The organism is Tenacibaculum dicentrarchi (assembly GCF_964036635.1).
Classification (GTDB): Bacteria; Bacteroidota; Bacteroidia; order Flavobacteriales; family Flavobacteriaceae; genus Polaribacter; species Polaribacter dicentrarchi.
In genome coordinates this window covers 982,328-1,006,533 of record NZ_OZ038524.1, presented here as the reverse complement: position 1 = coordinate 1,006,533, position 24,206 = coordinate 982,328, and the positions used below count along the sequence as shown (strand labels likewise).

Genomic DNA, 24,206 nt, shown 5'->3' with positions numbered 1-24,206 from the left:
TAAGGCATGCATTTAATTTCTACCATACCAGGAGGCTGGAATCCTAATGATGAAGGAGTCTTTTACATCGACCAATCTCCAGGGGATATTATATTTTTATCTTCCGCAGATTCCGATTTATTCATGATGAATAATGCCTACAAATTAATACATAATTCTGTAGAAAAAACACCTTCTTTTAGGTTTGCCAATCTTAGTTACTTTAAGCAAGAATTAACTATTGATACTTATATTGATGAAGTAATTTCAACTGCAAAAATTGTGGTGCTTAAACTTTTAGGTGGAAAAGCATATTACAATTATTTATGTGAAGCTCTAACTGAATGTTGTGAAGAAAATAATATTCAGTTACTGTTTTTACCTGGTGATAACAAACCCGATTTAGAGTTGATGCAATCGTCAAATATTCCGTTAAAAAATGTGGATATTATTTGGAAATACATTCAATCTGGTGGTATTGAAAATTGTCAATCGGCGTTGCAATTAATTAGTAATCAGATTACTGATAAAAAAGTGATTCCGAATACTATTAAAACGATTCCTGATTTATTTTTATATCACCCAAAAGAAGGAATTTACACTTCTTTAAAACCAAAAAGCACTCAAAAACAAGCCATCATTTTTGGATATCGAAGTTATTATTTATCTAATAATTTAGCTCCGATTCACAGTATTATTGATTCCTTAGAAGCTAAAGGTATTTCGGCTATCGCTTTAATGGCTTCAGGATATAGAGAACAAGATATTCAACAACAAATTTTTGATTTACTTAAATCACATCACCTAGAAAAACCGCAAGTTATTATAAATACAACTGGTTTTAGTGTGCAAGGATTTCATGATACTAGACAAAGTTTGTTTGATGTTTTTAACGTTCCTGTTATTCAGGCAATCGTGGGTAGCTGTAATAAAGAAAGTTGGCTAGAAGGAAATTTTGGCTTGCCTCCTACTGATATTGCTATGAATATTGCCTTGCCAGAAGTTGATGGAAAAATTATATCAAAAGTTATTTCGTTTAAAGAATCGATTGAAAAAGATATTTTAACAGATTCTGAAGTTGTTTCTTATGTTCCAAATATTGAAGGTTGCGAATTTGTTGCTAAAATGGCAAAAAATTGGATAAATCTTCAAAATAAAAATAATTCTGATAAAAAAATAGCCTTAGTTTTACCTAATTATCCAAATAAAAATAGTCGTTTAGCAAATGGTGTTGGTTTAGATACTCCACAAAGTACTTTGCAAATATTAGCTCATTTATCCAAAGAAAATTACAGCTTATCAGATGATTTTCCTACAACAACAAATCAACTTATAGATAAATTAACAAATGCTGTAACCAACGATTTAGAAACAATAAACAGCCTAAACGAACGAAAAACTATAAAATTAGATGCCACTATTTTTTATAAATACTACAATCAATTATCCGTAGAACTTCGCGAAAAAGTAGAAAAACAATGGGGGAATCCTGAAAAATCACCTAATTATCAAAATGGTTATTTTTTAATCCCTGGTTTTCTTTCTGATAATATATTTGTTAGTATTCAGCCAAGTAGAGGTTATAATTTAGATTTACAAGCAAGTTATCATTCTCCTGATTTACCGCCACCGCCTGCTTATTTAGCGTATTATATTTGGTTACAACACAGCTTTAAAGCCGATGCTTTGGTGCATATTGGTAAACATGGAAATTTAGAATGGCTTCCTGGTAAAAGTGTTGCTTTGAGCAAAAAAACTTGTTTTCCTTCGGCAATTTTAGGAGCAATTCCTCATTTTTATCCTTTTATAATTAATGACCCTGGCGAAGGAACTCAAGCCAAAAGAAGAAATCAAGCCATTATACTAGACCATTTAATTCCGCCAATGACACGGGCTGAAAATTATGGCGATTTACTAAAACTAGAACTTTTAATTGATGAATTTTATGAATCGGCTTTAGTAGATAGAAAACGTGCTTCGCTGATTAAAACTAAAATTGAAAAATTAGTAAATGAAACACATTTAAAATCAGATTTAAATCAAGATGGAAAAGATATTGATACTTTACTAGAAGTTATTGACGGTTATTTATGTGAATTAAAAGAATCTCAAATTAGAGGCGGTTTACATATTTTAGGGAAATTACCAAGACAAGAAAAATTAGTCGATTTAGTTGTTGCACTACATCGATTACCGCAAGGAAGTTTAAAAGGAATTACACAATGTTTATCCGAAGATTTACAACTTAATTTTGACCCTATAAATGTTGTTTATTCCGATGTTTTTGATAAAGATATTTTCGGGATTCATTGTCGAACTTTCGGACAGGCTATCGAATTGTTAGAAAATAAAGCCAAAAATATCGTAAATCAATTATTAAATAACAAAGAAATTGAAAATATTGGTGCTTATACTACAGAAATAATCACTTATATAGAACAACATACATTGCCTGTTTTACACAAAACAAGTAATGAAATTACCCATTTAATTAAAGGACTAAACGGACAATATATTCCTGCGGGAGGCTCTGGTGCGCCAACAAGAGGACGCATCGATATTTTACCTACGGGAAGAAATTTTTACTCTGTTGATGTACGTACTGTTCCGTCTGAAACTGCGTATCAAATAGGGCAAAAAAGTGCGCAAAATATTATTGATCGCTATTTACAAGAAAATGGAGAATATCCTACTTCTATCGGTTTATCGGTTTGGGGAACTTCTACCATGCGAACTAGTGGCGATGATATTGCACAAGCTTTGGCATTAATCGGTGTAAAACCTGTTTGGCAAGGAAGTAACAGAAGGGTTAAAGATTTTAAAGTGCTTTCTACTTTAGAATTAAAAAGACCCAGAGTTGATGTAATGTTGCGTATTTCTGGTTTTTTTAGAGATGCTTTTCCTGATTTAATTTCACTGTTTAATTCGGCTATTGAAAAAGTAGCTTCTTTGGATGAAACTACGGAACAAAATCCTATAAAAAAACGTTTTGATGAAGAAAAACAACAATGGAAACAAGAAGGTTTAGATGAAAAACAAGCCAATGAAAGAGCTTTATATCGAGTTTTTGGTTCGAAACCAGGAGCTTATGGAGCTGGTTTACAAGGTTTAATTGATGGTAAAAACTGGACTACTTCGGATGATTTAGCAAATGCTTATATTAATTGGAGTGGTTACGCATATCATGGGAAAAATAACAGTGGAAAATCGGCACATGAAACCTTTAAAAAACGATTATCAAATATTGAAGTTGTCATGCAAAATCAAGATAATAGAGAACATGATATTTTAGACTCTGATGATTATTATCAGTTTCAAGGAGGAATGACGGTAGCTGTAAATACCATAAAAGGAGAACAACCTGAAACTTATTTTGGTGATAATTCTCGCCCTGATAATCCGAAGGTAAAATCTTTAAAAGAAGAATTATTAAAAGTTTTTCGCTCACGAGTTGTCAACCCTAAATGGATGCAAGGTATGCAAGAACACGGTTACAAAGGTGCTTTTGAAATGGCGGCAACTATGGATTATTTATTTGCTTATGATGCTACAACTAATTTAATTGAAGATTTTATGTACGAACAAATTACAGAAAAATATTTGTTTGATGATAATAATAAAGCTTTTATTGAAGAGCATAATCCTTGGGCTTTAAAAGATATGTCGGAACGTATGTTAGAAGCAATTCAAAGAGGTTTATGGGAAAATCCATCCGAAGAAACCATAGAAGAGTTAAAAGATATTTATAAAAAATCAGACGCTATAACGGAGTAAATTATTTTTAAAAATAGTAGAAAACAAGAATCCGTCAACCTAAATTTAGTTCAGGTTCGTATTCTGATTTGCCGCAGTTCTCCTATTGATGAGATGCTGAAATAAATTCAGCATAACGGTAGTGTAGTAAACAAAAAAAACCGTTGAATTTTAAATTCAACGGTTTTTTTATATGTAATAATGTTATACTTAGTTTAAAAAACTATGCTAAAACGTTTTTTAATACTTTCGCTACCATTTCTCCAATTTTAGCTGGAGATTCTACAACGTGTACACCATTTTCAGCTAAAATTTTCATTTTTGCTTGAGCTGTATCATCATCACCTCCAACAATTGCACCTGCATGTCCCATTGTTCTACCAGCTGGTGCAGTTTGACCTGCGATAAAACCAATAACTGGTTTACGGTTACCATCTGCTTTAATCCAACGAGCAGCTTCAGCTTCTAAGTTACCACCAATTTCACCAATCATAACGATTGCTTCTGTTTCATCATCATTCATTAATAACTCAACAGCTTCTTTTGTTGTAGTTCCAATAATTGGATCTCCACCAATACCGATTGCAGTTGTAATTCCGTAACCTTGTTTTACAACTTGGTCAGCAGCTTCGTAAGTTAAAGTTCCTGATTTAGAAACGATTCCAACTTTTCCTTTTTTGAAGATAAAACCTGGCATAATACCAACTTTAGCTTCATCTGGAGTAATTACCCCTGGACAGTTAGGACCTACTAAAGTACATCCTTCTAATTGATCGATATAAGACTTTACTTTTACCATATCAGCTGTAGGAATTCCTTCGGTAATACAAATGATTACTTTAATTCCTGCTTCAGCAGATTCCATAATAGCATCAGCAGCAAATGCTGGTGGTACAAAAATAATAGAAGTATCTGCTCCTACTTTTTGTACAGCTTCGTCAACCGTATTAAAAACTGGTTTACCTATGTGCTCTTGTCCTCCTTTACCTGGTGTTACACCTCCTACGACGTTTGTTCCGTAATCGATCATTTGACCAGCGTGAAAAGTACCTTCACTTCCTGTAAAACCTTGAACTATAATTTTTGAATCTTTATTTACTAAAACACTCATGGTATATTTTTATTTTATTTAAGCTTTACAAAAATAGTTTTTTGTAATTGATTTGTGAAACTTTTATTTCTTTTTTTGTTCTTTTAAAAAGCGTTTTATTTCTGCTAATTCTTTTAGCTTGTTTCTCGATTCTGAAACAGGTGTTCCAAAATACGATTTACCGCCTTCTACTGATTTTGTAACACCAGTTTGCCCAAGTATTACAGCTCCTTTACCTATGGTAATTCCGCTATTTGTACCTACTTGTCCCCAAATAGTTACCTCATCTTCAATAATAACACAACCTGCAATTCCTGTTTGAGATGCGATTAAACATTTTTTACCAATAACAGTATCATGCCCTACATGAACCTGATTATCTATTTTTGTACCAGCTCCAATAGTTGTATTTCCTGTTACACCTTTATCTATTGTACAAGAAGCTCCTAAATCTACATTATCTTCTAAAATAACTTTTCCTCCTGATAATAATTTATCAAAACCTTCTGGTCTATTTTTGTAATAAAAAGCATCAGCTCCTAAAACAGTATTTGCATGAATAATAACGTTATTACCTATAACTGCGTTACTGTAAATAGTAACATTAGGATGAATAACACAATTTTTTCCAATAATTACATTATCACCAATAAAAACATTTGGCTGAATAACAGTTCCTTCTCCAATAATAGCACTTTCTGCAATACTTTGTTTAGATGCTATAAATGGATTAAAATTTTTGGTTATTTTATTAAAATCTCTAAATGGATCATCAGAAATTAATAATGTTTTTCCTACTGGGCAATCAACTTTTTTATTGATTAAAACTGTTGTTGCCTTAGAATTTAATGCTTTATCGTAATATTTAGGATGGTCAACAAAAACAATATCGCCATCTTCTACTACGTGAATTTCATTAATTCCTTTTACAGGAAAATTTTCATCACCCACAAATTCTACTTCTAATAAAGTAGCTATTTGCTTTAAAGTTTGTATGTTTTTAAATTTCATTCTAAAAAAGAAATTCCCACCGAAGTGGGAATAAATTTATGCTTTAACACGTTCTTGATACGTTCCTTTTGTAGTTTCTACCTTAATTTTATCGCCTTCGTTGATAAATAAAGGTACATTTACAATTGCACCAGATTCAACAGTTGCTGGTTTTGTAGCATTTGTAGCCGTATTTCCTTTTACACCTGGCTCTGTATGGGTAACCTCTAAAATTACACTTGCTGGCATATCTACTGATAACGGCATTTCATCTTCAGAATTGATAATAATAGTAACTACCTCTCCTTCTTTCATTAATTCAGGTGCATCTAAAGCACTTTTTTCTAAAGTAATTTGAGAATAATCTTCTTGATTCATAAAGTGATATGTTTCACCTTCTTTATATAAATATTGAAATTTATGCGTTTCAACTCTAACGTCATCAAGTTTTCTTCCTGAAGGAAAGGTATTGTCAACAACCTTACCGTTTGTTACACTTTTTAATTTTGTTCTTACAAATGCTGGTCCTTTTCCTGGTTTTACATGTAAAAATTCAATTATTTTATAAATATCGTTGTTGTATCTGATACATAATCCGTTCTTAATATCTGATGTTGTAGCCATTGTGTAATGTATTAATATAAACTGCTAATTACAGTTTAATTTTTATAATTAATTTGATTTAAAATATCCTTTCATAATTCCACGGTGCGAGTTTTTTATAAATTGAATAATTTCATCGCGTTCTGAAGTTGCCTCCATTTCAGCTTCTATAATGTCAATCGCTTGTGAATTATTAAAGTTTTGTTGAAATAAAATTCTAAATATATCTTGAATTTCTCTAATTTTTTCGATAGAATATCCTCTTCTGCGTAAACCGACAGAATTTATTCCTACATATGATAACGGCTCACGAGCTGCTTTTACATAAGGAGGTACATCTTTACGAACTAAAGAACCACCTGTTACAAATGCGTGATTTCCTATTGATGCAAATTGATGCACGGCAACCATACCTGCTAACACCACGTTACTTCCAACGGTTACATGCCCTGCTAAGGTAGTATTGTTTGAAAAAATACAGTTTTCACCAACGAAACAATCGTGTGCAACATGACAATATGCCATTATTAAACAATTGTCACCAATTACGGTTTTCATTCTATCTGAAGTACCTCTATTAATGGTAACACATTCTCTAATTGTTACATTATCACCAATTACAACGGTTGTTTCCTCATCATTAAACTTTAAATCTTGAGGAATTGCAGATATTACAGCGCCTGGGAAAATTCTACAATTTTTACCTATACGAGCTCCTTCCATTATAGTAACATTTGAACCGATCCATGTTCCTGAGCCAATTTCGACATTAGAATGTATAGTGGTAAATGGTTCTATTACTACATTTCTAGCAATTTTTGCTTGCGGATGTACGTATGCTAGTGGTTGATTCATAAAATTATTGTTTTTTTGCTATTTGTGCCATTAATTCAGCTTCTACAACGACTTTATTATTTGCGTATCCAAAAGCTTTCATATGACAAATACCTCTTCTTATCGGAGTTATTAATTCACATTTAAATGTTAAAGTATCTCCTGGAAGTACTTTTTGTTTGAATTTAACTTTATCCATTTTCATGAAATAGGTTAAATAATTTTCAGGATCTGGTACAGTATTTAGTACTAAAACACCACCACATTGTGCCATTGCTTCTACTTGTAAAACACCTGGCATTACAGGTGCTCCTGGAAAATGTCCTGTAAAAAAAGGTTCATTCATGGTAACATTTTTCATCCCTACTACGTGCGTGTCTGATAGCTCTAAAATACGGTCTATCAATAAAAATGGCGGTCTGTGAGGTAAAATATCCATTATTTGATGAATATCCATTAATGGAGGGCTATTTAAATCATATTGAGGAACATTATTACGTTTCTCTAATTTAATAATTTTTGCTAATTTTTTGGCAAACATTGTATTTACCAAATGTCCAGGTTTATTAGCAATAATTCTACCTTTTATACGTGTACCAACTAAGGCTAAATCACCAATTACATCTAATAATTTATGACGTGCAGCTTCGTTTTCCCAATGTAATTTTAGGTTATCTAAAATTCCGTTAGATTGTATTTTTATATCTTCTTTATTAAAAGCTTTTTTTAATTTATCGGTTGTACTATCTGATAATTCTTTATCAACATATACAATAGCGTTGTTTAAATCGCCTCCTTTAATTAAGTTATTATCCAATAACATTTCAATTTCATGTAAAAAACTAAACGTTCTTGCTTCTGAAATTTCTTGTTTAAAATCGGTAATTTTATTTAATGTAGCATTTTGAGTTCCTAATACTTTAGTATCAAAATCTACCATTGTAGTTACCTGATACTCATCGGCAGGCATTAAAATTATTTCACTTCCTGTTTCCTGGTCTTTATAGCTTATAATTTCTTTAACTACATATTCTTCTACTTCGGCATCTTGTGCTACAATAATAGCTTCCTCTAATGCTTTTACAAAATATTTTGAAGACCCATCCATAATTGGAAGTTCAGAAGCATTCAATTCGATAATTAAATTATCTATTTCTAAACCAATCACGGCAGCTAAAACATGCTCTGGAGTTTGAATTTTTACGCCTTTACATTCTAAATTTGTTCCTCTTTGTGTGTCGGTTACAAATTCTGCTTTTGCCTGAATTGTTGGAGCACCTTCTAAATCTACTCTTGTAAAAGAGAATCCATGATTTACTGGAGCAGGTTTTAAAACCATTGTTACTTCATTTCCTGTATGCAGTCCTACACCAGTTAATGTAATTTCGTTCTGTATTGTTTTTTGTTGCTTACTCATTTTTTATTTTTTGAGCATTTAACTCTTTTTCTATTTTATCTATTTTTGATGCTAATTTTGGTAAATTTTTAAAATGAACGTATGATTTATTGTAGGCATTATAACCAAAAGCAGGAGTTCCCTGTACTACGTCTTTATCTTTTAAGCTTTTACCAATTCCTGACTTAGCTTGTATTTGTACATTATTACCAATAGTAATATGTCCTACAATACCAACTTGACCACCAATCATACAATTTTCACCAATTTTTGCAGAACCTGCAATACCTGTTTGCGAAGCAATTACGGTGTTTTCACCAATTTCAACATTATGAGCAACCTGTATTTGATTGTCTAACTTTACTCCCTTACGTATAATTGTTGATCCTAAAGTAGCTCTATCAATAGTAGTATTAGCGCCAATATCAACATTATCTTCTATAATAACATTTCCTATTTGAGGAACTGCTTTATATTCGCCTGTTTCCGTAGGTGCAAAACCAAAACCATCAGAACCAATAACACAGCCTGAATGAATTTTACAATTCCTACCTATTTGGGTTTCTGAGTAAATTTTTACACCAGCAAAAATAGTGGTGTTATCGCTAATTTTAACATTGTCGCCGATAGATGAATTTGGGTAAATTTTCACATTATCACCCAAAACAACATTTTCACCAATATATGTAAAAGCACCGATATATTCTTGCTTACCTATAGATGCTGAACTAGCTATAAAATGAGGGTTTTCACGCCCTTGTTTATTGTTTTTTACTTCATTATAAAATTCTAATAATTTAGAAAATGACGCATAAGCATCCGTTACTTTTATTAACGTTGCTTCTATATTTTTTTCTGGCTCAAAAGACTTATTTACAATTACTACAGATGCTTTTGTAGAATATATATAAGCGTTATATTTAGAATTAGACAAAAAACTTAACGCCCCTGTTGTACCTTCTTCTATTTTAGATAATTTAGAAACTTCTGCATTGGCATTACCAACTATTTCTCCCTCTAAAATGTCTGCTATTTGTTTTGCTGTAAATTTCATTGAATGCAAAAGTAATTATTTTTGTTTAATTACCTCTTATTAGACGTCTTTAACAATTAAACTAATTGTGTTTTTTTAGGATAACACACATAATATTTAACAACTGGCTTGGTTAAAGCTTTCAAGTTTAATTGATCAGAAGCTTTAGCGATATCTTTAAGTTTGCCTTTTTTTGTATAAATTTTAATTGGGTTTTTAGTAATATACGCCTGATGTTTAATCTTATTCGATAATACAAAATAATTTAAGTCAGCTATTTTTATATCGGTGTTTTCTAAAACTTTTTTATGAATTTTAGCAATATAATCATCATCAAAAGGCTCTTTCTGAATTTCTATTTTTAATAAATTTCTACGGATAATCATTTTTGCTAAACAAGAAAGTACAAAATCGTTGTGATGTACCCATTCTTTTATTGCCGACATTACATCATAATCATCTAATTCTGCGAATATCTCTAAAGTATCTTTTGTAAAATTAATTTGCGTAATTGGATTGTATAAAAAATGCTTTAAGGCTTTTCCTGCAGGTAAATCAATGCCTTTACTAGCAAGTTCTTTGGCTCTTTTTAATACATTTACCAGCGTGTTTTCAACGACCAAACCTGTTTTATGCAAATACACTTGCCAATACATTAAACGACGAGCAATAATAAATTGTTCTACCGAATAAATCCCTTTTTCTTCAATTACTAATTGGTCTTTTACCACGTTCATCATGGCTATTAACCTGTCAGACGAAATATTTCCTTCAGTTACTCCTGTGTAAAAACTATCTCTTTTTAAATAATCTAACCGATCAATATCTAATTGACTCGATATTAATTGATATAAAAATTTTCGAGGATATTTTCCTTCAAAAATTTGAATAGCCAAACTCAGCTTGCCATCAAACTCATCATTTAAGGCTTTCATAAATTTCAATGAAATTTCCTCGTGTGAAACACCACTAACAATACTATGTTCTAAAGCATGCGAAAAAGCCCCATGACCAATATCATGCAATAAAATAGCTACATATAAGGCATTTGCTTCATCATCAGAAATAACAACTTCTTTATTTCTTAAAACATGCACTGCTTTTTGCATTAGGTGCATGCAACCAATTGCATGATGAAAACGGGTATGATTTGCTCCAGGATACACCATATTAGACAAGCCCATTTGAGAAACCCTTCTTAAACGTTGAAAATAAGGATGCTCAATAATATCAAATATTAAAGAATTTGGGATGGTTATAAACCCATAAATAGGGTCGTTTATAATTTTTAATTTATTCGGTTTTCTGTTTTTCAAAATCTATAAATACTTCAATTTCTAACAAAATAATCATATTTAATCAACAAAACCAAATAAACAAAGGCTTTATTAACTTATTTTTAGCTATTACAAATACAACAAATACGTTTTAAAACGTTATTTTTAAATATTACTTTAAAAGTAAATTCAAAATTATATGAAAAACATAGAAATCCTTTGGGTTGATGATGAAATCGATTTATTAAAGCCACATATTTTATTTTTAGAAAAGAAAAATTACTCCGTAACAACCGCTACAAATGGTGCTGATGCTATTGATTTAGTAGATGAAAACAATTTTGATATTGTTTTTTTAGATGAAAACATGCCAGGAATAACAGGCTTAGAAACTTTGGCATTGATTAAACAAAAAAACGCCAATCTTCCGGTGGTAATGATTACCAAAAGTGAAGAAGAAACCATAATGGAAGAAGCTATTGGTTCTAAAATTGCCGATTATTTAATAAAACCCGTTAATCCGAACCAAATATTATTAAGTTTAAAAAAAAATTTAGATAATTCTCGATTAATTTCGGAAAAAACAACGGCTAGTTATCAACAAGAATTTAGAAAAATTTCTATGGATTTAGCCATGGTGAATTCACATGAAGAATGGATTAAACTATACAAAAAACTAATACACTGGGAGTTAGAACTAGAAAACATTAATGATATAGGGATGCTTTCTATTTTAGAATCTCAAAAATCAGAAGCAAATTCACAGTTTTTTAAATTTATCAAAAAAAATTACCAAGAATGGCTTACTAGTTACGATAAACCAACATTTTCACATACCTTATTTAAAGATTTTATTGTGCCTGAACTTCCTAAAGAAGAAAATGAAAAAGGGGTATTATTCGTTGTTTTAGATAATTTAAGGTATGATCAATATCGTGTTTTAGAACCTTTTATAAATACCTGTTATAAAAAAGAAGAAGAGCATTCCTATTACAGTATTTTACCTACAGCTACACAATATGCTCGTAACGCCATTTTCGCTGGATTAATGCCCTTAGAAATGGAAAAAAAACATCCTAATTTGTGGAAAAATGATACCGATGAAGGTGGAAAGAATTTATACGAAGCTGATTTTTTAGAAGCACAGATAAAAAGGTTAAATTTAAATATTAAACACGAATATTATAAAATTGTATCGCTTAAAAGCGGAAAAGAATTAGCAGACAATTACAACGGTACAAAGCAAAACGATTTAACGGTTATTGTATATAATTTTGTTGATATGTTATCGCATGCTAAAACAGAAATGGAAGTTATAAAAGAATTGGCGGGTGATGACAAAGCCTACCGATCATTAACTGTTAGTTGGTTTAAAAATTCGCCTTTGTATGAAATTATTAAAAAGGCCAAAAAATTAGGGCAGAAATTAATTATAACAACCGATCACGGAACAATTAATGCCAAAAACTCTACAAAAGTTGTTGGTGATAAAAATATCAGTTCAAATTTGCGTTATAAAACAGGAAGAAGCTTAACCTATGAAAATAAAGATGTATTTGCGGTTCAAAACCCGAAAGACATTTTTTTACCAAGCGTAGCCATAAATAGCCCGTTTATTTTTGCCAAAGAAGACTTGTTTTTCGCTTATCCGAACAACTACAATCACTTTGTGAAGTACTTTAAAAACACCTATCAACACGGAGGAATATCATTAGAAGAAGTGATTATACCCTGTGCGATTTATAGCCCTAAATAATACTACAACTAGCCTTAAAACAAATTTAATAAAACGAAACACTTTTAATTTGTAGAAATTTAGTAAAGATGCCTAGCCCCGATTGAAGCTTTGTTTGAGCTCCTTTTTTTGATTTTTCTTCAAAAAAAGAGCGAGTGCGGAAAGCAGGAAATTGCTTCAAATTATTTTTCTACAAATTTTAAAACTTGAGTAACAATAGTATTTAACTCTTCATTATTTTTGCAACTATGAACAAAAATTACGCTTTAAACGAACTAGCTCAAATAGCCGAAGAAATTATTAAAAACGTACCGCATAAAGTTTTGCTTTTTGATGGTGATATGGGTGTTGGCAAAACTACTTTAATAAAAGAAATATGTGAGAAATTAGGTGTTAATGACGTTGCTCATTCACCCACTTTTTCATTAGTAAACGAATACCAAACAAAAAATAACGATACAGTATATCATTTTGATTTTTACCGTATTGAACAAGAAGAAGAGGCCTACGACATGGGTATTGAAGAGTATTTATACAGTAATGATTGGTGTTTAATTGAATGGCCTGAAAACGTTAAAAATTTACTACCTTTAGATGCTGTTACTATTAAAATTACTCTTTTAGAAAATGGACAACGCAATATTCAATTAAAAACTAACAAACTATAATGAGCCTTATATCCCCTTTTACCAAAGCGCAATTAATGCCACAACCTGAAATGCTTGAAATAAAAAAGCAGAAAGGGGAACTATTTATAGGAGTACCTAAAGAAACGCATTTTGAAGAGAAACGCATTTGCCTAACCCCTGATGCTGTTGCCGCTTTGGTTTGTCAAGGACACCGAGTTGTAATTGAAACTGGAGCTGGCGATGGCGCTAATTATAGTGACCATTTATATGCTGAAGCAGGCGCAAAAATTTCCTATAATATTAAAGACGCTTTTTCATGTGCCATTGTTTTAAAAGTAGCACCTCCTTCTTTAGATGAAATAAAAATGTTACATCCGCAAGCTATTTTAATTTCTACATTACAATTAAAAACACGCACTAAAAAATATTTTGAAGCACTCTCTAAAAAACGAATTACTGCCATCGCTTTTGATTATATGAAAGATGAGCAAGGATTACACCCTATTTTAAAATCGTTAAGTGAAATTGCAGGAATTGCTTCTATTCATATTGCTGCCGAATTAATGACAACATCTAACGGTGGAAATGGACTTTTATTAGGAAATATAAGTGGTGTTCCTCCTACAAATGTTGTTATTTTAGGAGCAGGTACTGTTGGTGAATTTGCTACCAAATCGGCAATTGGTTTAGGTGCTCGAATAAAAGTTTTTGATAATTCAATTAGTAAACTTAGACATTTACAACACAGCGTACAATCGCCTATTTATACCTCAACAATTCAGCCTAAAAGCTTACAAAAAGCTTTAATGCGTTGCGATGTAGTGATTGCAGCTCTTAGAGGAAAAGACCGATCGCCTATTATTGCTACAGAAAATATGGTTAAAAAAATGAAAGACGGTGCCGTTATTGTCGATGTAAGTATTGATCGTGGAGGATGTTTTGAAACCTCAAAAATAACCACACATAGCAAGCCAACCTTTACAAAGCATGGCGTAATTCATTATTGTGTACCTAATATTCCTTCAAGATATGCCCGAACAGCCTCGGTTTCTATTAGTAATATTTTTATGCCATATTTATTAAGTATTGCTGAAGAAGGAGGCTTTGAAAATGCTAGTCGCTACAATAATAGCTTACGAAATAGCATGTATTTTTACCACGGAATTTCAACAAACAAAACCGTATCAGATTGGTTTGATTTACCTTATAGAGATATTAATTTATTAATTTTATAAGCTGATTTTACGTACTTTTGCCACCACAAAAAATTATTATGCAATTATTAAAACGTTTTGGGTATTACGCCATAGGATTAACTTTTGGTTCTTTAGTCGTATTTTTTATATGGAAAGGAAAAGATGTTTCTTTTGATTACGGAATGGATGCTCGTACTTTAAAAACAATTCGTGTTAGAGAACGCTTATTTTCAGCACAAGCGAAACAAATTTTAGCTACCACAAGTATTGACAGCGCTACAATTACAACTATTTTTAAAAATGGCGATGTTAATTTTGGCAAAAGCAAACCCCGCTTAAAACCCTGCCCTAAATATTTTATTACAGGAAAAGACAGTTTAAAAAATATTGATTTACACGTTATCAGGTGTAAAAACACAACCACTATTGATAAAATAACGATACATAAAAAAGAATAATTTTATTGTTGAAATTTATCTGAAATAAACTAACAAATGAATTGGTACTTCATTAATAGTGTTTAGAATTTATGTGATAATAAAAACAAAAAAGAACCTAATATTTAAATATTAGGTTCTTTTTTGTTTTTAATTCAATTTAACATCTTAAAATTGAATTTTTAATTTGCAATTTCACTTGTAAATTTAATCCGCATTAATCGCAATTCATCTTCATCATAATCACCATCAAATTCATCTAAAGCATCTTGAATTTTATCAGATTCCGATTCCATGAAATAATCGTGTATTTCTTCTTGCTGGTCTTCATCTAACAAATCTTCAACAGCATAATCTATATTTAATTTTGTTCCAGAAAACACAATCGCTTCCATTTCTTTGATTAGCTCGTTCATAGCCAATCCTTTCGATTTTGAAATATCTTCTAAAGGTAATTTTCTATCGGTATTTTGAATAATAAATAATTTTAATCCTGAATTTACTCCCGTACTTTTAACGATTAAATCATCAGGTCGCATAATTTCATTTTCGGCTACATAACTTGTAATAAGCTTTACAAAGTCTTTACCAAATTTTCTAGATTTTCCTTCTCCAACACCATGAACTTTAGATAATTCTTCTAAATTTACAGGATATTTCAATGCCATATCTTCTAATGAAGGATCTTGAAAAACAGCATAAGGAGGAACACCTAAACGCTTTCCAACGCTTTTTCGTAACTCTTTTAGCATTTTTACCAATTTCGTATCTACAGCTCCTGTTGCTTCTTTGGTTGTTGATATTATTATTCCATCATCATCTGTAGCATAGACATGATTTTCAGTCATCATAAATGACTTCGGATTTTCAATAAATTGCTTTCCTTTTTCTGTTAGTTTTAAAACTCCATATTGTTCAATTTCTTTCTTAATTAAATCGACTACTAATATTTGACGAATTAACGCCATCCAATAATGATTATTTTTGTCTTTTCCAATTCCGAAAAAAGGCTGTGCCGTTGTTTTGTGTGATTTTAACAAGGCATTTTCAGCACCAATAATTGTATTAACTACTTCTTTAGGTTTGTACATTTCGTTGGTATCTCTAATAACCGACAATAATGTTTTTACCTCATTTTGAGCTTCATTTTGTTTTTTAGGATTTTTCATGTTATCATCTAACATAGCTCCTTCTCCATTTACTTCGTCAAATTCTTCTCCAAAATAATGAAGAATATACTTACGTCTGTTCATTGAAGTTTCAGCATACCCTACAACTTCTTGTAAAAGTGCATGTCCAACCTCCTGCTCTGCAACAGGTTTGTTAGCCATAAACTTCTCTAATTTTTCAATATCTTTGTAAGAGTAAAAAGTTAAGCAATACCCTTCGCCACCATCACGCCCTGCTCTACCAGTTTCTTGATAATAACTCTCTAAACTTTTAGGAATATCATGGTGAATTACATAGCGTACATCTGGTTTATCTATTCCCATACCAAAGGCTATTGTAGCTACGATAACATCACAATCTTCCATCAAAAACATATCTTGATGCTTTGCTCGTTTTTTAGCATCTAATCCTGCATGATAAGGAAGAGCATTAATACCATTTACTTGTAAAACTTGAGAAATTTCTTCTACTTTTTTACGACTTAAACAGTATATAATACCTGTTTTTCCTATTCGTTGTTTTATAAAACGAATGATATCTTTCTCAATATCTTTTGTTTTCGGGCATACTTCATAAAACAAATTTGGTCTATTAAAAGATGCTTTAAATACATTGGCATCACTCATACCTAATGTTTTCAAAATATCTTCTTGTACTTTTTCGGTAGCAGTTGCTGTTAAACCAATGATTGGCACATTATCAATTTGCTTAATAATGTTACGTAAATTCCTATACTCTGGTCTAAAATCATGCCCCCATTCAGAAATACAATGCGCTTCATCAATAGCTACAAAAGAAATATTTTGCTGTCTTAAGAAAGCAGCATATTCTTCTTTTACTAACGATTCAGGTGCTACATACAACAACTTGGTAATTCCTGATTCAATATCTGATTTTACCTGTGCAATTTCTGCTTTATTTAAAGATGAATTTAACACATGTGCAATACCATGCTCTTCCGAAATACCTCTAATAGCATCTACTTGATTTTTCATCAAAGCTATTAATGGCGATACAACAATCGCTGTACCTTCTTTCATCAATGCAGGCAACTGGTAACAAAGAGATTTACCTCCTCCAGTTGGCATTATTACAAATGTATTTTCGTTGTTTAAAATACTTTTTACAACAACTTTCTGTAAACCTTTAAATTGGTTAAAACCAAATATTTTCTTTAATGATCCGTATAACTCCGTCTCCTCTGTATTCATCATCTAATATCAAAAAATTAAAAACTTAAACTAAGTTACAAAAAAAAATTATACAAACTCCTGTAAATTTTATTTTTATTAAAAAGTTTTCTTCTTAAATATTCCTATTTTTACATTTTAAAAATTATTTAAAACTTTTTTAACTTGAAAGACGCAAATGCAATTCTCTCAACAGCAAAACAAACCATACTTTTAGAAAGTAATGCTATTGCTAATTTAGCAAATTTATTAGATAGTTCGTTTGTTGATGCTGTAAATTTTATATTCAATTCAAAAGGTCGTGTTGTCGTTACTGGAATAGGTAAAAGCGCTAACATTGCTAATAAAATGGTTGCTACTTTTAACTCTACAGGTACTCCATCTCTTTTTATGCACGCTGCTGATGCTATTCATGGTGATTTAGGTAGTATACAAAAAGATGATGTGGTTATTTGTTTATCTAAAAGTGGAAATACTCCTGAAATTAAGGTTTTAGTTCCTTTAATAAAAAAAACGAATAATAAATTAATTGCAATTACTGGAAACCCTGAATCATTTTTAGCAACCAATGCTGATTTTTCACTAAATTCTTTCGTTACCAAAGAAGCCTGTCCTAATAATTTAGCTCCTACATCAAGTACTACAGCACAGTTAGTTTTAGGCGATGCTTTAGCTGTTTGTTTATTAAAACTTCGAGACTTTACAAGTAGTGATTTCGCTAAATACCACCCAGGAGGTGCCTTAGGAAAACGCTTATATTTACGTGTTGATGATTTAATAAAAAATAATCAATTACCTAAGGTTAGTAATACTGATTCTGTAGCTAGTGTAATTGTTGAAATTTCAGAAAAAAGACTCGGTGTAACCGCTGTTATTTCTGATAAAAATATAATATCAGGAATTATTACAGATGGTGATATCCGTAGAATGCTTAGCAAAACAACTAAAATTGATACGCTAACAGCCAACGATATTATGAGTAAAAACCCTAAAACTATAAATGTAAATGCTATGGCAGTTGAAGCTTTAGAAGCTTTAGAAAACAATAGTATTACGCAAATTTTGGTGACAGATAACAACAACAATTATGTTGGTGTTGTTCATTTACACGACTTAATTAAAGAAGGTATATTTTAATATGGCAACAACAGAAATGTCTTTTTTAGACCATCTTGAAGAATTAAGGTGGCATCTGGTTAGAAGTTTTGCTGCAATATTTATTATAGCAATTCTTATTTTTGCAAATATAAATTTTGTTTTTAATGATATATTATTAGCCCACTTAAAACCAGACTTTGCAACCTATCATTTTTTTTGCAAGGTATTTACAGCAATTGGTATTGATAGTAGTTTTTGCAATATTAGTTTTAAACAAACCTTGCAGGCATTAAACCCAACACAGCAATTAATGACGGGTATTTGGTCGTCTTTAATTTTAGGTTTTGTGGTCGCTTTTCCATATATTCTATGGGAATTTTGGCGTTTTGTAGCCCCCGGATTACACAGTTCTGAAAGAAAAAAATCAAAAGGTTTTATTTTTATTGCTTCCTTATTATTTTTTTTAGGAATACTTTTTAGTTATTATGTTATCTTACCAATGTCTGTTTATTTCTTTTATAATTTTGAAATATCGAGTTCAATTGAAAACAATTTTAAACTAGAGGCATACATAAGCCTAATAACCAACACACTAATTGGTGTTGCTGTATTTTTTGAACTGCCTGTTATTATTTATTTCTTAACAAAAATAGGACTAATAACACCTGAATTTTTACGAAAATACCGCAAACACGCATTGGTCGTAGTTTTGGTTTTATCGGCAATAATAACACCTCCAGATATTGCAAGTCAAATAATTGTTTCCGTACCAATTATGATACTTTATGAAGTAAGTATTTATGTATCGCAATTTATTTTAAAAAAACAACAAAAGAATGTCTCAAAAAGTCCAAGAGTTTAACGACTACCGAACTAAAATGAATGATAAAATTTTAGCGGGTGATAATAAAATAATCAAACGAATTTTTAATTTAGATACCAATGCCTTTAAAGAAGGTCATTTACCTGAAAAAACAAAAGAATTACTTGGTTTGGTTGCCTCTGCCGTTTTGCGTTGTGATGATTGCATCGCTTATCATTTAGAAACTGCTCATAAAAATGGCGTAACCAAAGAAGAAATGATGGAAACCATGAGTATTGCTACCTTAGTTGGCGGAACTATATTGATACCCCATTTACGTAGAGCCGTTGAATTTTGGGATGATTTAGAAGAAAAATAAATGCTTTTTATCAAAAAAATAGAGTAATTCATGAAGTTAAGAGCAGATAATATACAGAAAATTTACGGTAGCCGAAAGGTAGTAAAAGGAATTTCTGTAGAAGTCAAACAAGGTGAAATCATTGGTTTATTAGGACCTAATGGCGCAGGAAAAACTACATCTTTTTATATGATTGTTGGTATGGTAAAACCTAATTTTGGACATGTTTTTTTAGACGATCAAGATATTACCAAAGACCCAATGTATAAGCGTGCTCAAAAGGGAATTGGATATTTAGCACAAGAAGATTCTGTTTTTAGAAAATTATCTATTGAAGATAATATCATGGCTGTTTTAGAATTTACTGACCGATCTAAATCAGAAAGAAAAGCCCGTTTAGAGGAATTAATTGATGAATTTAGTTTGGGGCATGTTCGTAAAAACCGTGGTGATTTACTTTCAGGAGGAGAACGCCGTAGAACAGAAATTGCACGTTGTCTTGCTTCCGACCCTAAATTTATTTTATTAGATGAGCCTTTTGCAGGAGTAGACCCTATTGCGGTGGAAGATATTCAAGGAATTGTAGCCAAATTAAAAACAAAAAATATCGGTATTTTAATTACCGACCATGATGTACAAGCAACTCTAGCAATTACCGACAGAACTTATTTAATGTATAACGGAGGGATTTTAAAAGAAGGAACTCCTGAAGAATTAGCCGAAGATGAAACCGTGCGTCGTGTGTATTTAGGAAAAGATTTTATCTTAAAAAAGAAGAAATTTTAAGATTAAACCTTGATATAAACTATAAAAAAGGAGCAATTAAGCTCCTTTTTCTTATTTTAAAACGATATTATTTTACGATTTCTTTAAATTATTAACCACTGAAAAAGTAACATATATCAATATTATTAAAGGAATTGCTACAAACTTTAATAAAGTTAACAATAAAACACAAATCGCTAAAAAAATATATTTTAAGGCATTTTCTTTAAATCCAAAGGTTTTAAATTTTAAGGCAAATAACGGGATTTCAGCATTCATTAAAAAAGTTAAAACAATCGTTACAATCGCTAAAAAATAAGAATTATTAATTAAATCAACAAAAAAAGCTTGATTTGAATATTCCGCAATTAATGGCAACGAAATTACAAATAACGCCATAGCAGGCGTTGGAAGCCCAATAAATGAATCTGATTGGCGAGTATCAATATTAAAATTAGCCAAGCGATAACAAGCTCCTAAGGTTAATAACAAGCCGAAATACGGCAAATTACTGCCCGTTGCTCCGTAAATATCTACGCCAAAATAACCCACTGCATCAACATCTAAAGCTGTTACGAAAAGTTGTAACATCACGATTCCTGGCACTACACCACTGGTTACCATATCAGCTAAACTATCTAATTGCTTGCCTAATTCGCCCTGAACGCCTAATAATCGAGCTAATAATCCATCAAAAAAATCAAAAATAATCCCTAGAATAACTAAAATTGCTACGCCAAAAAAATCACCTTTTATCGCAAAAATTACAGCTATAGTACCGCATAATAAATTCCCTAATGTTACTAAATTAGGAATATGTTTTTTAAAATTCATTTTCAAATATTTATAGCGAAAATAAGAAACTTATATCATTTTTTAGCTTTTAATTTTGATGCTATTTTTATATTTTATATTATTTTTGATACATCTCTTTATTTTTAAACATGCCGATTATTTACGCTGATTTCAAACCTTCTTTTTTACTTAAAAACCCCCATTTTAACACGATATATCGTCCGTTATTTGCAAAAGATGCTATAAAATATCAACGAAAAAGAATTACTACTTGGGACAATGATTTTATCGATTTAGATTTTTCAATAAATTCAGAAAACTCACAAAATTCAAAAACGCTAGTTTTATTGATTCACGGATTAGAGGGAAGTTCAAATTCAAATTATATAATTACAACTTCAAATCACTTAAATAAAGTAGGGTTTGATACCGTTTCCATGAATTTACGAAGTTGTAGCGGAGCAAATAATTTGCTTTTAGAAACCTATCACAGCGGAAAAACCGATGATGTTCATTTTATAACCGAATATCTTGCGACAAATTACACATATGAAAATATGATTATCGTTGGTTTTAGTTTGGGCGGAAATTTAACCCTAAAATATTTGGGTGAATATGAAAATATTTCACCAAAAATAAAAGGAAGTATTGCCGTTTCTACACCGATTGATTTAACAAGTTCACAAGCCGAATTATCAAAATTTAAAAACAGGCTCTATTTAAAGGAGTTTTTACGAACCTTAAAACCCAAAATACTAGCAAAATCTAATCAATTTCCAGACTTTAAATTAGATAGAAAAAAAGTGGAAAATGCTACCAGACTTTGGCAGTTAGAAGCACAATATACCGCACCAATATTCGGGTTTAAAAACCCGCAAGATTATTGGACAAAAGCAAGTTCAAAACCGTATATTAAAAATATTACATTGCCAACGTTGCTTATCAACTCACTTGATGACCCTTTTTTATCCGAAGAATGTTATCCTTTTAAAGATGCCAAAAAGATGACTAATTTTTATTTATTAACACCAAAATATGGCGGACACGTAGGATTTATTTCTTCTTTTAATACTTCAAAAAATAGTAAAAACATCAAAAATAAATGGCTCGAAGAAAGTATTCTGAAATTTATTCAAGATAAAATTGGCGTTTATTTTTAGAGCTTTTAAAAATTTTATTCCAAAAATTTTTGCAATATCAAAATAGTATGACAAGGAGTTAAAACCCCTTGTTTTAAGAATAAAAATGCGTCAAAGGGTTTTTGTTTCAGTTTCACACCCTGATTTGCCGTAGTTCTTCGCTTTATGCGATGCTGAAATAAATTCAGCATGACGTTTAAATGTTTAAAAAAAACTTTAGTTAAAATTTAAACAGAGACTCTTAAAATAATAGCTACACAAAAATGATATTTTTTTAATCTTAATTAAGATATTTGTATTGTAAAATCACTCTTTTTAGAATTCAATTATGATAAAAAAAATCACTACTATTTTCTTGTTTTTATGTTGTTTCAATACCGTTTTATCACAAGTAACTGATAGTTTAAAATTATCAAATAACGCACAGATAAGCATCATCACTTCAGGACCTGGCGAAGCTTTGTATGAAAAATTCGGACACGCTGCAATTCGTATAAAAGACCCTGTTTTAAACTTTGATTTCATTTATAATTACGGAATTTTTGATTTCGAAAACCCTACTTTTTATGCCGATTTCACCAAAGGATACATGAAATATAAATTGGCGAAATATCCTTTTTATTTGGCTTTAAAAAACAATCAACAACATAAACGCTGGGTAAAAGAACAGGTTTTGAATTTATCACAAGTACAAAAAAATGAGTTTTTCACAATTTTAGAAATCAATATTTTGCCCGAAAATGCGGGTTATTTATACGACCCGTATTTTGATAATTGCGCGACAAAACCTAGAGATATTATCAAAAAAGTTGTAGGCAAAAATCTAATTTTCAAAGATGATTTTGTTAGGCAAAAAATGTCTTTACGTCAATTAATGAACAACGAAATTCATCAAAATACTTGGGGAAGTTTAGGAATTAATATCGCTTTAGGAAGTCGATTAGATAAAGTTGCAACAGCAAATGAATATTTATATTTACCCGATTATGTTTTTGAAGCTTTAAATTATTCTAAAATTTTAAAAGATGGAAAAGAAGATACTCTCATATCAAAAACTAATATTTTATTAGATTTTGATGAAAAACAGCCAAAAAGCGATAATTTCAGCCCATTTTTAATCATTTTAGTACTTTCTTTACTTGGTTTATGTATCACATATAAAGATTATAAAAATGCCAAAAGAAGCAAATGGCTCGATTTTATCATCTTTTTTATATCAGGAATAACAGGCGTTTTAATTGTGTATTTATGGTTTTTCACGAATCACTCAACAACCCCAAATAACTTTAATTTTTTATGGGCATTTGCTCCTAATTTAATCGTTTCTTTCTTTTTGATACAAAAAAAATCACCAAAATGGATTTCAAAATATATGCTACTTTTACTAGCCTTTTTAGTGATATTAGCTATTATTTGGGTAACAAAAACACAATTATTTTCAATTACGTTAATCCCTTTATTTGTTTTGTTTGCTGTAAGATATTGGTTTTTACAAAAAACTTTGAATCGCTAAATGATAACTTTTTAAACCGAAACCTAAAATAACACCTTTCGCATTTGCCGATAAATAACTTTTATGACGGAAACTCTCACGAGCGTGTACGTTTGAAATATGCACCTCAACAACAGGCGTTTCAATTCCTTTTACAGCATCGGCAATAGCGATTGAAGTGTGCGTGTAAGCGGCGGCGTTTAACACAATTCCGTCATACTGAAAACCAATTTCATGTAATTTATTGATGATTTCGCCTTCAATATTCGATTGAAAATAACTTAACTCAGTAGTATTATAAGTTTCTTTTAATTCTTTAAAAAAATCTTCAAAAGAATTTGAACCATAAATTTCTGGCTCACGTTTTCCTAATAAATTTAAATTTGGACCGTTTATAATTATTATTTTTTTCATCTCGTATATTTATCTTTTATATTTTCTTGGT

General features: G+C 30.8%; 21 protein-coding genes. 11 read left to right on the top strand and 10 right to left on the bottom strand.

All coding sequences use genetic code 11. The features are described from left to right. Nucleotides 1-6: 6 nt before the first annotated feature. The gene (gene cobN / locus ABNT14_RS04585; RefSeq protein WP_101903434.1) at nucleotides 7-3,753 is read left to right on the top strand and encodes a cobaltochelatase subunit CobN; all 3,747 of its coding nucleotides are present in this window, start codon (nucleotides 7-9) and stop codon (nucleotides 3,751-3,753) included. A 202-nt stretch (nucleotides 3,754-3,955) separates the two neighbouring features. On the opposite strand, the gene sucD is transcribed toward cobN, so the two are convergent. The 7 genes from sucD to ABNT14_RS04550 all read right to left on the bottom strand — a co-directional run bounded on the left by sucD (nucleotide 3,956) and on the right by ABNT14_RS04550 (nucleotide 10,994). Then, nucleotides 3,956-4,843 (bottom strand): succinate--CoA ligase subunit alpha, encoded by an 888-nt coding sequence (gene sucD / locus ABNT14_RS04580; RefSeq protein ID WP_101903435.1) that lies wholly within the window; start codon nucleotides 4,841-4,843, stop codon nucleotides 3,956-3,958. A gap of 63 nt (nucleotides 4,844-4,906) precedes the next feature. Continuing rightward, nucleotides 4,907-5,833, bottom strand: coding sequence for a UDP-3-O-(3-hydroxymyristoyl)glucosamine N-acyltransferase (locus tag ABNT14_RS04575; protein WP_101903436.1), 927 nt, complete (start codon nucleotides 5,831-5,833; stop codon nucleotides 4,907-4,909). A 36-nt stretch (nucleotides 5,834-5,869) separates the two neighbouring features. After that, the gene (efp, locus tag ABNT14_RS04570) at nucleotides 5,870-6,436 is read right to left on the bottom strand and encodes an elongation factor P (RefSeq protein ID WP_101903437.1); all 567 of its coding nucleotides are present in this window, start codon (nucleotides 6,434-6,436) and stop codon (nucleotides 5,870-5,872) included. A 48-nt stretch (nucleotides 6,437-6,484) separates the two neighbouring features. Next, the gene (lpxA, locus tag ABNT14_RS04565; RefSeq protein ID WP_101903438.1) at nucleotides 6,485-7,270 is read right to left on the bottom strand and encodes an acyl-ACP--UDP-N-acetylglucosamine O-acyltransferase; all 786 of its coding nucleotides are present in this window, start codon (nucleotides 7,268-7,270) and stop codon (nucleotides 6,485-6,487) included. Between the two features lie 4 nt (nucleotides 7,271-7,274). Then, nucleotides 7,275-8,666, bottom strand: coding sequence for a bifunctional UDP-3-O-[3-hydroxymyristoyl] N-acetylglucosamine deacetylase/3-hydroxyacyl-ACP dehydratase (locus ABNT14_RS04560; RefSeq protein WP_101903439.1), 1,392 nt, complete (start codon nucleotides 8,664-8,666; stop codon nucleotides 7,275-7,277). Further along, nucleotides 8,659-9,699: a UDP-3-O-(3-hydroxymyristoyl)glucosamine N-acyltransferase gene (gene lpxD, locus ABNT14_RS04555; RefSeq protein WP_101903440.1), complete on the bottom strand. Its 1,041-nt coding sequence runs from the start codon at nucleotides 9,697-9,699 to the stop codon at nucleotides 8,659-8,661. Before lpxD ends, ABNT14_RS04560 begins: the two co-directional genes overlap by 8 nt. Nucleotides 9,700-9,755: 56 nt before the next feature. Continuing rightward, nucleotides 9,756-10,994 (bottom strand): HD domain-containing protein, encoded by a 1,239-nt coding sequence (locus ABNT14_RS04550; RefSeq protein ID WP_101903441.1) that lies wholly within the window; start codon nucleotides 10,992-10,994, stop codon nucleotides 9,756-9,758. A 160-nt stretch (nucleotides 10,995-11,154) separates the two neighbouring features. On the opposite strand from ABNT14_RS04550, the gene ABNT14_RS04545 reads away from it, so the two are divergent. From ABNT14_RS04545 to ABNT14_RS04530, 4 genes are all read left to right on the top strand, one after another. Further along, nucleotides 11,155-12,711, top strand: a complete 1,557-nt coding sequence (locus ABNT14_RS04545) for a bifunctional response regulator/alkaline phosphatase family protein (protein ID WP_101903442.1) — start codon at nucleotides 11,155-11,157, stop codon at nucleotides 12,709-12,711. A gap of 227 nt (nucleotides 12,712-12,938) precedes the next feature. Next, nucleotides 12,939-13,358 carry a tRNA (adenosine(37)-N6)-threonylcarbamoyltransferase complex ATPase subunit type 1 TsaE gene (gene tsaE / locus ABNT14_RS04540; protein ID WP_101903443.1) on the top strand — a complete coding sequence of 140 codons (420 nt, stop codon included), beginning with the start codon at nucleotides 12,939-12,941 and terminating at the stop codon, nucleotides 13,356-13,358. Continuing rightward, a complete protein-coding gene (locus ABNT14_RS04535) occupies nucleotides 13,358-14,554 on the top strand; it encodes an alanine dehydrogenase (RefSeq protein WP_101903444.1) in 1,197 nt (398 codons plus the stop codon). The genes tsaE and ABNT14_RS04535 overlap by 1 nt, the downstream gene beginning before the upstream one ends. 38 nt (nucleotides 14,555-14,592) lie before the next feature. Further along, nucleotides 14,593-14,973, top strand: coding sequence for a DUF4258 domain-containing protein (locus tag ABNT14_RS04530; protein ID WP_101903445.1), 381 nt, complete (start codon nucleotides 14,593-14,595; stop codon nucleotides 14,971-14,973). Between the two features lie 161 nt (nucleotides 14,974-15,134). On the opposite strand, the gene ABNT14_RS04525 is transcribed toward ABNT14_RS04530, so the two are convergent. Next, complete coding sequence (locus ABNT14_RS04525; protein WP_101903671.1) at nucleotides 15,135-17,333, bottom strand: ATP-dependent DNA helicase RecQ; 2,199 nt, start codon at nucleotides 17,331-17,333, stop codon at nucleotides 15,135-15,137. A 144-nt stretch (nucleotides 17,334-17,477) separates the two neighbouring features. On the opposite strand from ABNT14_RS04525, the gene ABNT14_RS04520 reads away from it, so the two are divergent. Genes ABNT14_RS04520 through lptB form a run of 4 tightly spaced genes read left to right on the top strand, consistent with a single transcriptional unit; the run spans nucleotide 17,478 to nucleotide 20,356 of the window. Beyond that, nucleotides 17,478-18,449, top strand: coding sequence for a KpsF/GutQ family sugar-phosphate isomerase (locus ABNT14_RS04520; protein ID WP_101903446.1), 972 nt, complete (start codon nucleotides 17,478-17,480; stop codon nucleotides 18,447-18,449). A gap of 1 nt (nucleotide 18,450) precedes the next feature. Next, the gene (tatC, locus tag ABNT14_RS04515; protein WP_101903447.1) at nucleotides 18,451-19,272 is read left to right on the top strand and encodes a twin-arginine translocase subunit TatC; all 822 of its coding nucleotides are present in this window, start codon (nucleotides 18,451-18,453) and stop codon (nucleotides 19,270-19,272) included. Continuing rightward, on the top strand, nucleotides 19,247-19,591 hold the full coding sequence (locus tag ABNT14_RS04510; protein ID WP_101903448.1) for a carboxymuconolactone decarboxylase family protein: 345 nt from the start codon (nucleotides 19,247-19,249) through the stop codon (nucleotides 19,589-19,591). The genes tatC and ABNT14_RS04510 overlap by 26 nt, the downstream gene beginning before the upstream one ends. A 30-nt stretch (nucleotides 19,592-19,621) precedes the next feature. Next, on the top strand, nucleotides 19,622-20,356 hold the full coding sequence (gene lptB, locus ABNT14_RS04505) for an LPS export ABC transporter ATP-binding protein (protein ID WP_101903449.1): 735 nt from the start codon (nucleotides 19,622-19,624) through the stop codon (nucleotides 20,354-20,356). Between the two features lie 72 nt (nucleotides 20,357-20,428). Here the strand turns inward: lptB and ABNT14_RS04500 are convergent, their stop codons facing one another. Next, nucleotides 20,429-21,169: a CDP-alcohol phosphatidyltransferase family protein gene (locus tag ABNT14_RS04500; protein WP_101903450.1), complete on the bottom strand. Its 741-nt coding sequence runs from the start codon at nucleotides 21,167-21,169 to the stop codon at nucleotides 20,429-20,431. A gap of 110 nt (nucleotides 21,170-21,279) precedes the next feature. Between ABNT14_RS04500 and ABNT14_RS04495 the strand changes: the two genes are divergently transcribed. Further along, complete coding sequence (locus ABNT14_RS04495) at nucleotides 21,280-22,290, top strand: YheT family hydrolase (protein ID WP_101903451.1); 1,011 nt, start codon at nucleotides 21,280-21,282, stop codon at nucleotides 22,288-22,290. Nucleotides 22,291-22,597: 307 nt separating this feature from the next. After that, nucleotides 22,598-23,782 (top strand): DUF4105 domain-containing protein, encoded by a 1,185-nt coding sequence (locus tag ABNT14_RS04490; RefSeq protein ID WP_101903452.1) that lies wholly within the window; start codon nucleotides 22,598-22,600, stop codon nucleotides 23,780-23,782. On the opposite strand, the gene aroQ is transcribed toward ABNT14_RS04490, so the two are convergent. Beyond that, entirely contained in the window at nucleotides 23,759-24,175 is a 417-nt protein-coding gene (aroQ, locus tag ABNT14_RS04485) for a type II 3-dehydroquinate dehydratase (protein ID WP_101903453.1), read from the bottom strand. The two genes, ABNT14_RS04490 and aroQ, sit on opposite strands and share 24 nt — an antisense overlap. Between the last annotated feature and the right edge of the window lie 31 nt (nucleotides 24,176-24,206).

What these genes read in the sequence shown, in the direction of transcription:
- cobN (WP_101903434.1), top strand. Translation starts at nt 7, where the DNA reads ATGCATTTAATTTCTACCATACCAGGAGGCTGGAATCCTAATGATGAA.
- sucD (WP_101903435.1), bottom strand. Translation starts at nt 4,843, where the DNA reads ATGAGTGTTTTAGTAAATAAAGATTCAAAAATTATAGTTCAAGGTTTT.
- ABNT14_RS04575 (WP_101903436.1), bottom strand. Translation starts at nt 5,833, where the DNA reads ATGAAATTTAAAAACATACAAACTTTAAAGCAAATAGCTACTTTATTA.
- efp (WP_101903437.1), bottom strand. Translation starts at nt 6,436, where the DNA reads ATGGCTACAACATCAGATATTAAGAACGGATTATGTATCAGATACAAC.
- lpxA (WP_101903438.1), bottom strand. Translation starts at nt 7,270, where the DNA reads ATGAATCAACCACTAGCATACGTACATCCGCAAGCAAAAATTGCTAGA.
- ABNT14_RS04560 (WP_101903439.1), bottom strand. Translation starts at nt 8,666, where the DNA reads ATGAGTAAGCAACAAAAAACAATACAGAACGAAATTACATTAACTGGT.
- lpxD (WP_101903440.1), bottom strand. Translation starts at nt 9,699, where the DNA reads ATGAAATTTACAGCAAAACAAATAGCAGACATTTTAGAGGGAGAAATA.
- ABNT14_RS04545 (WP_101903442.1), top strand. Translation starts at nt 11,155, where the DNA reads ATGAAAAACATAGAAATCCTTTGGGTTGATGATGAAATCGATTTATTA.
- tsaE (WP_101903443.1), top strand. Translation starts at nt 12,939, where the DNA reads ATGAACAAAAATTACGCTTTAAACGAACTAGCTCAAATAGCCGAAGAA.
- ABNT14_RS04535 (WP_101903444.1), top strand. Translation starts at nt 13,358, where the DNA reads ATGAGCCTTATATCCCCTTTTACCAAAGCGCAATTAATGCCACAACCT.
- ABNT14_RS04530 (WP_101903445.1), top strand. Translation starts at nt 14,593, where the DNA reads ATGCAATTATTAAAACGTTTTGGGTATTACGCCATAGGATTAACTTTT.
- ABNT14_RS04525 (WP_101903671.1), bottom strand. Translation starts at nt 17,333, where the DNA reads ATGAATACAGAGGAGACGGAGTTATACGGATCATTAAAGAAAATATTT.
- tatC (WP_101903447.1), top strand. Translation starts at nt 18,451, where the DNA reads ATGGCAACAACAGAAATGTCTTTTTTAGACCATCTTGAAGAATTAAGG.
- ABNT14_RS04510 (WP_101903448.1), top strand. Translation starts at nt 19,247, where the DNA reads ATGTCTCAAAAAGTCCAAGAGTTTAACGACTACCGAACTAAAATGAAT.
- lptB (WP_101903449.1), top strand. Translation starts at nt 19,622, where the DNA reads ATGAAGTTAAGAGCAGATAATATACAGAAAATTTACGGTAGCCGAAAG.
- ABNT14_RS04500 (WP_101903450.1), bottom strand. Translation starts at nt 21,169, where the DNA reads ATGAATTTTAAAAAACATATTCCTAATTTAGTAACATTAGGGAATTTA.
- ABNT14_RS04495 (WP_101903451.1), top strand. Translation starts at nt 21,280, where the DNA reads ATGCCGATTATTTACGCTGATTTCAAACCTTCTTTTTTACTTAAAAAC.
- ABNT14_RS04490 (WP_101903452.1), top strand. Translation starts at nt 22,598, where the DNA reads ATGATAAAAAAAATCACTACTATTTTCTTGTTTTTATGTTGTTTCAAT.
- aroQ (WP_101903453.1), bottom strand. Translation starts at nt 24,175, where the DNA reads ATGAAAAAAATAATAATTATAAACGGTCCAAATTTAAATTTATTAGGA.